Annotated in this window: 10 protein-coding genes; 4 read left to right on the forward strand and 6 right to left on the reverse strand. The window is 53.4% G+C overall.

The annotated features are described in order from the left end of the window. Positions 1 to 173 precede the first annotated feature (173 nt). A complete protein-coding gene (gene queG / locus METH11B_RS0107145) occupies positions 174 to 1,250 on the forward strand; it encodes a tRNA epoxyqueuosine(34) reductase QueG (protein ID WP_036275690.1) in 1,077 nt (358 codons plus the stop codon). A gap of 233 nt (positions 1,251 to 1,483) precedes the next feature. Next, positions 1,484 to 2,005, forward strand: coding sequence for a putative metalloprotease CJM1_0395 family protein (locus METH11B_RS0107150; RefSeq protein ID WP_026601434.1), 522 nt, complete (start codon positions 1,484 to 1,486; stop codon positions 2,003 to 2,005). Here METH11B_RS0107150 and METH11B_RS0107155 read toward each other — a convergent pair whose 3' ends face one another. Further along, the gene (locus tag METH11B_RS0107155; RefSeq protein ID WP_026601435.1) at positions 2,006 to 2,275 is read right to left on the reverse strand and encodes a PilZ domain-containing protein; all 270 of its coding nucleotides are present in this window, start codon (positions 2,273 to 2,275) and stop codon (positions 2,006 to 2,008) included. An 86-nt stretch (positions 2,276 to 2,361) separates the two neighbouring features. Then, positions 2,362 to 3,603 carry a glutaredoxin family protein gene (locus METH11B_RS0107160; RefSeq protein WP_026601436.1) on the reverse strand — a complete coding sequence of 414 codons (1,242 nt, stop codon included), beginning with the start codon at positions 3,601 to 3,603 and terminating at the stop codon, positions 2,362 to 2,364. Between the two features lie 159 nt (positions 3,604 to 3,762). Between METH11B_RS0107160 and mrcB the strand changes: the two genes are divergently transcribed. Further along, positions 3,763 to 6,090 (forward strand): penicillin-binding protein 1B, encoded by a 2,328-nt coding sequence (gene mrcB / locus METH11B_RS0107165; protein WP_026601437.1) that lies wholly within the window; start codon positions 3,763 to 3,765, stop codon positions 6,088 to 6,090. 2 nt (positions 6,091 to 6,092) lie between these two features. Further along, a complete protein-coding gene (gene lolA / locus METH11B_RS0107170) occupies positions 6,093 to 6,719 on the forward strand; it encodes an outer membrane lipoprotein chaperone LolA (RefSeq protein ID WP_026601438.1) in 627 nt (208 codons plus the stop codon). Positions 6,720 to 6,725: 6 nt separating this feature from the next. Here lolA and METH11B_RS0107175 read toward each other — a convergent pair whose 3' ends face one another. From METH11B_RS0107175 to METH11B_RS0107190, 4 genes are read right to left on the reverse strand one after another with little or no spacing between them, the layout of a single operon-like run. Then, on the reverse strand, positions 6,726 to 8,510 hold the full coding sequence (locus tag METH11B_RS0107175) for a sigma-54-dependent Fis family transcriptional regulator (RefSeq protein ID WP_020482614.1): 1,785 nt from the start codon (positions 8,508 to 8,510) through the stop codon (positions 6,726 to 6,728). Between the two features lie 44 nt (positions 8,511 to 8,554). Beyond that, positions 8,555 to 11,203: a hybrid sensor histidine kinase/response regulator gene (locus tag METH11B_RS26360; protein WP_026601439.1), complete on the reverse strand. Its 2,649-nt coding sequence runs from the start codon at positions 11,201 to 11,203 to the stop codon at positions 8,555 to 8,557. Next, a complete protein-coding gene (locus tag METH11B_RS0107185; protein ID WP_026601440.1) occupies positions 11,200 to 11,658 on the reverse strand; it encodes a hypothetical protein in 459 nt (152 codons plus the stop codon). Before METH11B_RS0107185 ends, METH11B_RS26360 begins: the two co-directional genes overlap by 4 nt. After that, entirely contained in the window at positions 11,655 to 12,806 is a 1,152-nt protein-coding gene (locus METH11B_RS0107190) for a hypothetical protein (RefSeq protein WP_155931088.1), read from the reverse strand. The genes METH11B_RS0107185 and METH11B_RS0107190 overlap by 4 nt, the downstream gene beginning before the upstream one ends. Between the last annotated feature and the right edge of the window lie 281 nt (positions 12,807 to 13,087).

Consider the following 13,087-nt stretch of genomic DNA (forward strand, 5'->3'; position numbering starts at 1 on the left):
GCGCGACACACTATTATTCACCCGTCCCTATTTCTGGGCGGGGTGAATAAGCGAAAACTAGCGCCGATGCGGTTGATCTTCATGGGTGATAAGGTTAGCTTATCAACCTCTTCGGGTGCCCTTCCTTATTAGACCACGACAATGTCCCCCACTATTTCCCAAGGCGCTGCTAATTGAACACTCCCCCCCCAGCTGAAGATCTTAAAGCACTTGTGGAACGCATCAAACACTGGGGCGAGGAATTGGGATTTCAGCAGATTGGTATCAGCGATACGGATTTGAATACCGCCGAAGAGCATCTGCACCACTGGCTGGATAAGGGCTTTAACGGCGAGATGCAATACATGGCCGCACACGGTTTGAAACGCAGTCGCCCGGCTTTGTTACAGGAAGGTACGCGCAGTATTATCTCGGCACGAATGGATTATTTGCCGGAAGCATCGGCAACCAGCAAGCAATTATTAGACGACCCGGCCGCCGCCTTCGTATCCCGGTATGCCTTGGGGCGCGATTACCACAAACTGCTGCGGAATAGATTGCAAAAACTGGCGGACAAAATCGCCGAGGAGATTGGTCCGTTCGGCTATCGGGCGTTTGTCGACAGCGCACCGGTTTTGGAAAAAGCCATCGCCGAGAAAGCCGGCTTGGGCTGGATAGGCAAGCACAGCAATCTAATCAATCGCCGCGCCGGCTCCTGGTTTTTTCTCGGGGAAATTTATACCGACTTGGCCTTACCTAGCGATCAGCCAGTCGGCAACCACTGCGGACAATGCAGGGCTTGTTTGGATATTTGCCCGACGCAGGCCATCGTCGGCCCCTATCAGGTCGATGCCCGCCGTTGCGTGTCGTATTTAACTATCGAACTGCACGGCAGTATTCCAGTGGAATTGCGGCCTTTGCTGGGCAATCGGATTTACGGTTGCGATGATTGCCAGTTGGTGTGCCCGTGGAATCGCTTCGCCAAACTCAGCACAGAAAGCGATTTCAAACCCCGGCATCGTTTGGATCAGGCGACTTTGCTTGAATTATTTAGCTGGACTGAAGCCGAATTTCTGCAAAAAACCGAAGGCTCGGCCATTCGCCGCATCGGCCATCAGCGTTGGCTGCGCAATATCGCCGTGGCACTGGGTAATGGCAAAGCAACCGACGCGGCTAAGACGGCATTGAGCGGCAGATTGAGTAACGATTCGGAGATGGTCCGCGAGCATACACAATGGGCTTTGCAGAAATTGGCCAGTCTGAGCATTTAGCGGGAACTTCTGATAATTCATAATCGTCTTTCCAGCACAAGCCGGAGCCCAGTGCAATTAACAAACGGGATGCCCGCAGCCACCGGAATGGCGAGTACGAGAGATTAACAAGCCAGACTGATAGCCGCCCCTTACCGCAAAAACTCAGGCTAAACATGCTTTGATTACTTGAAGTCAAATGAAGTCAAGGTGTATTCTTAGACCCAGCTAACAGAATCCGCCCGAGGCCAAACATGCTGGTCACCGCCTCTTCCAATCAAACCTCGCTATATCGGCTGACCGGCCGCAGCCTAGCCGCGACCGGCGAACCAGCGTCTGCCGAACCCCTCGCCCAAGCCGCGAAAAGCGGAAGCGCCCAATCCGGCCAATACAGTCCGGAACAGCTAAGCCAAATTGCCGAGCTTAAAGCCCGCGACCAGGAAGTTAGAGCTCACGAACAAGCTCATTTAAGTGCCGCCGGCGGTATCGCCGTCAGCGGGGCGCGTTTTACGTTTGTGACGGGGCCGGATGGTCAACGTTACGCTACCGGCGGTGAAGTGAGTATTGATGTCTCGGAGGTTTCCGGTAACCCGGAAGCCACCCTGCGTAAAGCGGAAACTATCCGCCGCGCGGCATTAGCGCCGGCCAGTCCATCAGGCCCGGATCAAAGCATCGCCGCCAAGGCTGCGGCAATGGCAAATAAAGCCCGCGGGGAATTGTTAAATTCGCAAAAACAACCCAGCCGTAACGGCGAACTCCTCGACCTCACGGCCTGATCAACGCGGCGAAAATTCCAAGCCAAACCCCACATCCGGCTCTACCCTCACCACTATTGCGGTTTGTACCGGCGCATCTTCGAATTCGGTGGTTTGCACTTCCACTAGCGCGCCTATCGGCGGGATCAATTCGTTGGCACAGAGTAAAAACAAGCCTGTTTCGGAAAAATCCCGCATATCCAAAACCACACCCTGCGCTGAAGCCGGCACCGTCATTTTAATTTTGGCACGATGCTTTAGGCGCGGGTGCCGGCGCTTGTTATCAATCACGAATTCTCCTATCTCGTTTCGGTTCTATCGCAAGTGTAGTGATAAAGGCAACCGCTGATAATTAGCGACCCGCGCCAACCTGCCATCTACTCGCCTAAACCGCGCATAATTAAATACAATCCCAAACTTACCATCGCCAAGCCGCTAAGCAATTTCAGCCAACGACCTTCTTTTTGCTGCAAGCGGCGCTGACTCAGTGTCACGACCCCCACACCCAGCACAACGACGTCATCCAGCATATAGGCCAGATTGTACAACAATAAATAACCGTAATAGTCCAAGCCGTTCAATTCCCGCAAGGTGAGTATGCGCGTGTAAAGGGCTGGAAATCCGGAGGTACACAGCAACTCAACGATCTGTACCAACAGAGCCAACACCACGGCACCCAACATCGCGCCCGCCAAATTGTCGGCTTGCAGGATCCGCCGGATCCGGTTGTAGATGCCGGGTTTGGCGGCGGCGGGAATCGACAGGGAAACGCCCACACCAAACGCCCAAAAATCTTTCAGATTGATCGCACCGGCCAACACGGCAATGCCGGCAATAGCCAATTCCGACGCCCGCGATAAGCCTATCAGCAAAAACAGATTCAACCAGGCCGCCATAAACACGAAATAAGCCAACCCTTCGACCACAACGAACGTGCCGGCCACCGCCAACATCCTGGGCCGGTTTTGCATAGGCGCCAACATCGAAATCATCAAAATCAACACCCACATCGAACAGGGATTGAAGCCGTCCAGCAAGCCCATGGCTAGCGTGAAGGCTGGCAAGCCGACCTCGTCAAGACCGATCCGCCGGCCGAACAAATTCACGGCAAACACCTCCGGTTCGGGCGGCGCCGGCTGGCTAACCGGCACGTCGCACGACTCGCTGACCTGTACTTCGCAGCTACCGGCCTCCGCATCGGACGCTTCATTCGGCGGCGCACCGGCAAGCAAGGCATTCCTAATCAAACCGCTACTACCAGCTTCTGCGGAATAACCGACGATATATTCGCCACGCACCAAAAATGTCGGCAATCTGATTGGCCCGGCTTGCCGGGATTCGGCAATCTGTTGCAATCGTTCCAAAGCGGCCGGCTCGGCAGAGATATTGCGAATAACGATCCTTAAATCGGGTTGCTCGACTTGCAGCAACGCCAAAAATTGTTCGGCTTGTTGGCAATGCGGACAACCGTTACGCACAAAGGCTTCAATATCAACCCGGTTTTCGACCGCGCCGACAGTCGGCATGGTTGCCAACGCAAGCAGCAGCACCAAACCGAAACGCATCAGTATCGACGGTAGCTGAGCCAAGCACTCCGGAAACAGTTTTAGTATCAGCACTCGCCTATCCTCCTCAATAACTCCAGCAATCTGTGCGGAAGTACGCATTTTATTAGATAATAACAAGTTAAATGAACTGCGCCGAACCAGCCGGTGCCATTTTCGCCCCATTCACACAGCCGCCGCTAACTGCTGCTGGCGAGATCAGATACCGACTTAATGCCTAGACGACCCAGAAGCAGCAAATCGACCGTTAGACGCAGAAAATCGCAACCCCAAGCATCATGGCTGAAACGCTCGCTGGTTTCGCTGGTGCTAATTGGGGCTTTCGTATTGGCGGTGTATGTCAGCTACCTAGATTACACGGTGCGTCAGCAATTCGAGGGCAAGCGTTGGTCCATTCCAGCCCGCGTATATGCCAGCCCGGTCGAGTTGTACGCCGGTTATGAAATCTCCAGCAAAAACCTGGAAGACTTATTGCTTGAATTGCATTACCGTCAGGACAATCAACTGGCTGGCGAAGGCTCGTATTACATCAAGGGCGGCCAGATCAATATCCGTACCCGCGCCTTCAATTTTGGCAACACGCCTCAGGACAGCCGCAAAATCAGCGTTAGTTTCACTACTGGCGGCATCGGCAGTATTACCGACTCCGGCACCGGCGAGAGCTTAGCTATCGTGCGCATGGACCCGGTGCAAATCGGCAGTTTTTACCCGACCCGCAAGGAAGACCGGATTCTGATCAAACTGGACGAAGCGCCGCAAACCCTGGTGCAAGGCCTGCTGTCTACCGAGGACAAAGATTTTTACAACCATTTCGGCATCTCGCCCAAAGGCATCGTCCGGGCCATGTGGTCGAACGTGAAAGCCGGCGGCATGGTGCAAGGCGGCAGTACCATCACCCAACAGTTGGTGAAAAACTTTTTCCTGAATCCCAAACGTACCTTGCGTCGCAAGCTCAAGGAAGCGTTGATGTCGTTTATTCTGGAATACCGGTATAGCAAGGACGAAATTCTGGAAGCCTATCTGAACGAAATCTTCCTGGGCCAGGACGGCGCCAGTGCAGTGCATGGCTTTGGCTTGGCTAGCGAATTTTATTTCGGTCAATCTTTAAAAACCCTGAATCTGCATCAAGTCGCCACTTTGGTGGCTTTGGTACGCGGACCGTCCGAGTACGATCCACGCCGCAATCCTGAACACACGCTGGAACGCCGCAACATCGTGCTGGATGCGATGCACACTGAAGGTTTTATCGACGAGCAGCAACTGAGCGAAGCCAAAAAACAACCCATTGGCGTCGCGACAGTGATTCATCGCTCCGCCAATCGCTATCCGGGTTTTATCGATCTGGTGAAACGCCAACTGAAACAGGAATATAAAGAAGACGATCTGACCTCGGAAGGTCTGCGCATCGTCACCACCTTGGATACCCGCATCCAAGACACATTGGAAAAATCCATCGCCAGCAAACTGAAGCATTTAGAGAGAAGCCCGAAAAGTAACGATCTGGAAACCGCCGCCATTGTAACCCGTCGCGATAGCGGCGAAATTGTCGCACTGGCCGGTGGCCGCGACGCCGAGGACACCGGATTCAATCGCGCTTTGGACGCTGTAAGGCCGATAGGTTCGCTGATCAAACCGGTGGTCTATTTGACCGCACTGGAATACCCGGACCGCTACACCATCGCCACGCCTATCAGCGATACCCGCCTGGAAATTCCAGCGGAAAGAGGCAAAACCTGGTCGCCGGACAACTATGATAATCAGGAACACGGCGTCGTGCCGCTGCATAGCGCCCTGACCCACTCCTACAATATGGCGACGGTGCGGATTGGCATGGACATTGGTTTGGCCAAAGTCGCCAACACCTTAAAAAGCATGGGGGTCAGCCGGCCGGTGGATTTGTTTCCGTCCTTCCTGTTGGGCGCGCAACCTTTGACGCCGCTGGAAGTCACGCAGCTTTACCAAACCCTGGCCGGCGACGGTTTTGCCACGCCTCTGCGTTCGATCCGCGCGGTAAACGCCGCCGACGGCAAAGCCCTGCAAAGTTATCCTTTTACCGTGCGTCAAGCGGTCGACCCTGCCGCCACCTTTATTACCAACACCATTTTGCAAGAAGTGATGTATGCCGGCACCGGCCATTCCGCGTATAACTATTTGCCGCAGAACATGGCCTTAGTCGGCAAAACCGGCACCACCAATCAATTACGCGACAGCTGGTTTGCCGGTTTTAGCGGCGATTTTCTATCGGTGGTATGGGTTGGCCGCGACGACAACAAACCGACCGGCTTGACCGGCGGAACCGGCGCCTTGCAAATCTGGTCCGAGCTGATGCGGCAAGTGTCGAAGAAGCCGGTCAGCCTGGTACCGCCCGATAATGTACAGATGACCTGGATAGATACTGCCAGCGGCTTGCTCAGCAATGAAGGCTGCCCCGGCGCTAAATTGATGCCGTTCGTGGATGGCTCCGGACCCAGCCAATTTGCCGACTGCGGAGCAAGTCCGGAATCCGGCGAAAGCTGGCTTAATAACCTGAACCCTTTTTAACTATGTTGCTTAAACACATTTTTGCTCTGATTTTCCTGATCGCCACCGCCCAGTCAGCCTGGGCCGACGATGCGCCGATTACTCGGCTGAAAAATTTTTTAGCCAGTAGCTCTGCCTTATCGGCTGATTTTAAACAAATCAGCTTCGATAAAAGCGGCCGTCCGGCGCAAAACAGCCTCGGCAAATTTTATCTAAGCCGACCCGGTAAATTTCGTTGGAACTACCAAAAGCCCTTTGTGCAAGAGATTGTGTCGAATGCCGGCAAAGTCTGGTTTTACGATGCCGATCTGGAACAGGTGACGGTCAAACAGTTGGACGATTCGCTAGGCTCCACTCCCGCCCTGTTGTTGACCGGCGAAGTGGATATTGAGGAAAAGTTTATCCTACAGGAACAAGGCAAAGAAGACGACGGGATGAACTGGGTGAAACTATCGCCCAAGAATGAAGAAAGCGGGTTCAAGTACATTTTGATCGGCCTGAACGGCAACCAATTGGGCGGTATGGAACTGAGCGACAATTTCGGACAATTAACCCGAATTTATTTTTCCAACATCCAGCTTAATCCCAAGCTGGACGACGCCTTGTTTAATTTCAAAGCGCCGAAAGGCGTGGATGTCTTTGAAAACTAACCAGTATCAGGCTGGTTTACTAATCCCCAGCTTCTCCATCCGCGACCGCAAAGTCGTGGATGGCACCCCCAAAATCTTCGCCGCCCCCTGATTTCCGGCAATTCGCCAGGAGGTCGCTTCCAACGCTTTCAGAATATGCGCGCGCTCGGCTTCGTCCAGCGTGACGATAGGTGCAGCGGTCGGTGCGCCGGCACCCATCACATTCACGCAATCGACAGCGGCCAGTTGACTGCCCTTGGTTAAAATCACCGCCCGCTCAATGATATGTTGCAGCTCGCGAATGTTGCCGGGCCAGAAATAGCTTTGCAGATCGGCCATCATCCGTTCCGGAATCGATTGGATTTTCTTGCCGAATTTTGCCGCGTACTTATCGATGAAATGTTTCACCAGAAACGGCACGTCTTCCTTGCGCTCGCGTAGCGGCGGCAAATTGATGGGGAAAACATTCAGACGGTAATACAAGTCGGCACGGAATTTACCCTGCTGCGAAAACTGCGCCAAATCCCGGTGAGTGGCGGCGATGACCCGCACATCACAAGTCAGGGTTTGGGTGCCGCCCACCCGTTCGAATTCGCCTTCCTGTAGCACCCGCAACAATTTGGCCTGCATCTCCAACGGCAGTTCGCCGATTTCATCGAGAAACAAGGTACCACCGTTTGCGAGTTCAAACCGTCCTAACTTCCGGGCAATCGCCCCGGTAAACGAACCTTTCTCGTGACCGAACAACTCGCTTTCCGCCAGATTTTCCGGGATCGTCGCGCAATTCAATTTCACCAAGGTTTTGTCTTTGCGGGCACTGAGATTGTGAATCGCCCGGGCGATCAATTCCTTGCCGGTACCGGTCTCTCCGGTAATCAACACTGTTGCGTCGGTATTAGCTACCTGCCTGACCAGATCCATGGCTTGATGCAATGCAGGGGAGTTACCGATCAATTCCTCGCCGTCCCGGCTGGCCAAGACCTCTTCTTGTAGATATAGATTGATGCCGCGCAAGGTATTGCATTCGGCTTCCGCCTGCTGCCGGGCTTTACGTTCGTTGATGTCGCGCAGGATTAGGATATACAGTTTCTGGCCGATGGCTTCCACGCGGGAAATGGTCGCTTCGATAGGAAAAGTACTCTCGTCAGCGCGCACCGCGCTCATGCCTTCCGAGACCCAAATCGCCTGCTCCGCCGGCACACCGTTACGAAAATTCGTCAGGGTTTTGTATAGCTCGGGCGACAAAAAGCGATCCACCGCCCGGCCTATATTGTCGGCGGCTTTACAACGAAACATCTGCTCCGCCGCCGCATTGAACAAGGTAATCCGCCCGGCTTCGTCCAGCGTCAGAATCGCATCCATCGCATTCTCGAAAATCCGCGACAGGCGTTGCTCTTTTTCTTGCAACTCCAACTTTAACTTTTGCAGCGTCAGGTGGGTTTGCACACGCGCAAGCACTTCTTCGTACTGAAACGGCTTGGTGATGTAATCGACCGCCCCGACTTGAAAACCTTTTAATTTATCGGCGGTATCCGCCAAGGCGGTCATGAATAACACCGGAATATCGCGCGTCGTCGGAATGGTTTTCAGGGTCTGGCAAACGGTAAAGCCGTCCATGCCCGGCATCAGCACATCCAGCAAAATCAGGTCGGGCAATTGGGCCACGGCTTGGACCAGGGCAATTTCTCCCGTTTCCGCGCGCAACACGTCAAACCCGGCTTCATCGACCAAGCCTGCCAACTCTTCCAAGTTGACCGGATTATCGTCCAACATCAAGATTAACGGTTTATCGCGCTGGCGCTTATGAGTCATGCCTATCTCCTTAACTTAAGCTATCCAAAACATCGGCGGCAGCATTATTCCTGAAACTCGTGCAAATAGTCCTGAATTGCCGGCTCCAGCCGGATGCCGGCTTGTTGCAGTAACTCGTAACTGGCGGCCGCATCAGCAAAGGCAGCCTCGTGGCCCATCGTCTCCAGTTGCTGGGCGATCTTGCCGAACGGGAAGGCGCCGATGCTGTTGGCCGAGCTTTTTAGCGTATGCGCGGATAGCCTCAATAAATCAGCATCCTGGCGCTGTATCGCATCGGCCATGTCATTCAGAAGCGGCGCCGACTGTTCCTGGAATAAAGTCATCATTTTGCACAACATCTGCTGTCTGCCGCGCACCCGGTTTAAGGCTTGTTGCCAATCCAGTGCCGGCTCGGCCAAGAGCGCCGACGCCACGCTGTTGTTATCCGTTTGTTCTGCTCCCGCCATATTCCAGCACTCCACCATTGCCAACAAATCCTGCTCCTGCACCGGTTTGGCGATGTAATCGTCCATGCCACCGGCTAAACAGCGTTCCTTATCACCTTTCAGGGCGTGTGCGGTCATCGCGATAATCCGCATATGTTTACCAGTCTCGCGCTCGCCGGCCCGAATCGCTTCGGTAGCCTGAAAACCATCCATTACCGGCATTTGGACGTCCATTAAGATCAGATCGAACAAAGTATCGGTAGCCAATATATCCAGCACTTCCCGGCCGTTGTTGGCCACCTTGACGGTATGGCCGCGCTCTTCCAGCAACACCACCGCCATGTATTGGTTAACCGGATTATCTTCCGCCAACAAAATTCTTAATTTACGAGGCGGCTCGGCCAATACTGTGAGCGAGGCTTCAGAGGCTTTGGCGGATTTACCCAACGCCGATTGAATGGCATTCCACAATTCCGAATGTTTGACCGGTTTACGCACGTACAGATTAATGCCCAAATCGTGGCAACGTTCGCAATCGTCCGGACGGTCGGCAGACGACAACATCATGATGGTCACCGGCTCGAAGCGTTGATCCTCTCTGATGGCTTGCGCCACCATAAAACCGTCCATGATCGGCATCATCGCATCGAGCAAAATCAAGGCATAGGCTTCCCCGGTTTCCGCCATATTCCGCAATGCGGCGATGGCGGCCTCGCCACTATCGACGGTAGTCGGCCGCATCCCCCAATGATTCAAGATTTCCGAGAATACGCGTAAATTGATGGCATTGTCGTCCACGATCAACACCGGCAGGTTTTTGACGTCTATCAGGGGTTGAAAAGGCGCATCCAGCTCACTTTTAGTGTGCCGGTCAAACACGGCGGTAAAGAAAAAAGTGCTGCCTTTATGTTCCTCGCTTTCCAACGATAAATGCCCACCCATCAACTCGACCAGGCGCGAAGAAATCGACAATCCCAAGCCGGTACCGCCGAATTTACGGGTGGAAGACGCGTCTATTTGCGCAAAAGCTTCGAAAATTAACTGCTGTTTATCGGGGGAAATGCCAATACCAGTATCGCTGACTGCAATCTGCAGACAGACTTTGTTTTCATCGACCGATTCAGGCTTGACCTGCACCACGATTTCGCCGTGCTGGGTAAATTTGATGGCATTACCGACCAAATTGATAATTACCTGGTTCAAGCGACCGACATCGCCAAGCAAATCGTCCGGGGTTTCCGGATCGATACGCAGCATCAGTTCCAGGTCTTTTTCGTGGGCGTGGCCGGCCAGTAGTTTTAAGGTGTCACCAAGGCTTTCACGGACTTTAAACGGTGCATGATCGAGTTCGAGCTTACGCGCCTCGATTTTGGAGAAATCCAAAATATCGTTGACTATGCGCAGCAAAGCATCCGCCGAGCTGTTCGCCATCCCCAGAAACTCGCGCTGCTGCGGGGTGAGTTCGGTGCGCAAGGCCAAGCCTATCATGCCGATGATGCCGTTCATCGGCGTGCGGATTTCGTGGCTCATATTCGCCAGAAACTCGCTCTTCGCACCGGCTGCCTGCAACGCCGCGTCGCGGGCGGAAAGCAAGGCTTGGCGCATTTTTTCCAAATGCTCGGCCAACGCCGCCACTTCGGTAATCTTGGTGCCGGAATTAAATTGCCCGGTGTGATTGCCGGCAGCGATTTGTTCGGCTTCGTCGCGCAAGCGTTCCAGCGGCATAACCAATTTGCGCCCGAACAGCCCAACCACCAACAGCGTCAAGCCCATGTAAACCGCGACAAAATAGGCGCTACGCTGGTAGATGGTGGCGATGTCGCGTTGAATCTGCCGTTCGTCGTAGCCCAGCCTTAACATCGCCAGCGAGCCGTCTTCCGGATTCAGAATCGGTACGGCCAGAAAATAAATATCGTCGTCGTGCTCGCCGAAGAAAAAATCTTCCTGAAATTGCTGCTGAGCGTTGAGTTCGATGTCGGCGCGAATATTGCCGCGCTCGGTGGCGATTTCCGCAAACGCCAAACGGCCATTTAACAGAAATTCGCCTAACAAGCCTTGCAATTCGCCGGCCTTGCTATGCTCCAGCCTCGGCGTAACCAGATTACTGAACAGCAAGGCATCGGAGCGGACGTAATTGACAAACTGCGCTTCCAAACTGGGTTTAATCACCCGATAAATGCCGAACAACAACACCGGCACCAGCAGTAAATGAATGCCGACAACAGCCAGAATCATTCGGCCGTTAAAACTATGAAAAAATCGACTCATTCCAGGGCTCCCTGCCATAACACATTCACCGCTTTAAGGCCTTGATTGGACCGAACTTGATCTTCCCACAAATAGGTCACCGTGCCCGGATTCTGTTGCAGCGTATCGACCAAGCTCTTCAGATCGTTAAAACTCTCCGGACGTTTACCGCCGAGGCGGAAAACCACCGATATGGTTTGGCTTTCATAGGCATTCGCCGACATGAAGGCCACTTTTTGCAGAAATACTTCGAAAATTAACGGATCGCTGATGTTCAATAAGGGCACGGGATGTTCACCGCCCTTTTCCAGCGGTACGCCAAGAAACAATTTTCTGGCCTCTTGCACGGTTAAAGCCGGTATCGACGAGTTGGCGCTGGTGGCCAATACCAGAGAATGGCGAGTGATAGCCCATAGGCTCTGCGCTCCAAGCAGCAATAGCAAACCAACGATGCAAAGCCCGCGAAGCAAGTTCATGGAAACACCGCGCTCCATTGAAACATCACTTGCCCGAAATGATCGTCGCGCAAATGATCGCGCGAGGCTTCAAGCTTTAAGGCATTCGTGTGGTTGAGTTTGTAGCGTATGCCACCGAGAAACCTGTCCTCGACATATTTGGGAAACATCGCCAGGTAGGGATCGTCCTTGCCGCCAAAAGTGCCTTCGACGCGCCCGACCAAAGTCCAGGCCGGATTGAGGTCCCATTCGACTTGCCCGTAAGTACTGAGAAAATCGTCGTGGGTTTTGCCGCCCAACGGACTTTCCAAGGTATTGTTCACATAGACAATTTCGCTTAGTAGCCGCACTGCTTGGATTTGTTTATTGGCGTAGGCACTGGCGACGAATTGACTGACGTTTCTAACGGCGGGCTCATCGGAGCGAATTTGGTTATACGCTCCGGAAATACCAAATTCGTCGACACCGAAGCTGATGGGTTGATAGCCCAGCCGAAACGACACACCGGGTCGACGGGAACCTCCCGGCTCCACCAGATTGAACGCTTCCAAACCTTTATTAATTTGCGGGCCCGCACCCGCTCCAACCGTGTAATACAGGCCGCCCTCACCCAAATCATGAACGCCTTCCCATAAAAATCCGGTCAAATGATTGGGTATCACGCCGCCGGCCGTTTCGAACGCCATAATACCGGGTCTACTGATAGTGGTTTGCAGAAACGCGCCGTGGTGGAACTGCATGTTCCAGTAACCGATCGGGTTGTGAAAGCGGCCAAGCCAGAGAGTGGCTTCGTCCCCGACGTGCATGCCTAATTGGAATCTTTCCAGATTATGGGTTTTGGTGCTGACCAGCCATTCGCCGAGAAACCGAAAGCGCTGATAGTCGGTGGTGTAAAACACGTTAATTTCGGGGATAACGTCGCTATTACTGAGCTTTTTTTGAGGCTCTTGATCGAAACGCACGATACCGGTCAAGGCCGGAAACAATAATAAGTCACCCGGTAGCCCGGTGGCGCCATGGCTGGACATATGTCCCATATGGCCCGCGGCAACAGCTGTGACAGGCACTAGGTTGGCGAGTGCGCAGACACAAGAAACGATAGCGCCGTTTAGCGTTTTGAGTATGGACGGATAGTATCGTTGCCGCATGCTGACTCTCAAGCATTTCATCGGTAGGACACCTACACTACCTAGTTAAATGGGAATATCCTCCCGATACGTTTAAAGCGAAATGTATCACATATTTTTGAATGGTTGACGATATTTCGTCAAAACTTAACCTCCGGTAAAACGCCTGAGCAGCATGACTAAAGACCGGTTGGATTTTCTATTAACCCGGCCTGTAAATTCCTTGGAATCGTCATTCCCGCGACGCCGTTAGACCACGCAGAGAATCCCATATAGGCGCGGGGCTCTCGCCAGCGCCGAAGCGGCGATATTTAGGGGCGGAG

Origin of the sequence: Methylomonas sp. 11b, assembly GCF_000515215.1 — a bacterium.
Classification (GTDB): Bacteria; Pseudomonadota; Gammaproteobacteria; order Methylococcales; family Methylomonadaceae; genus Methylomonas.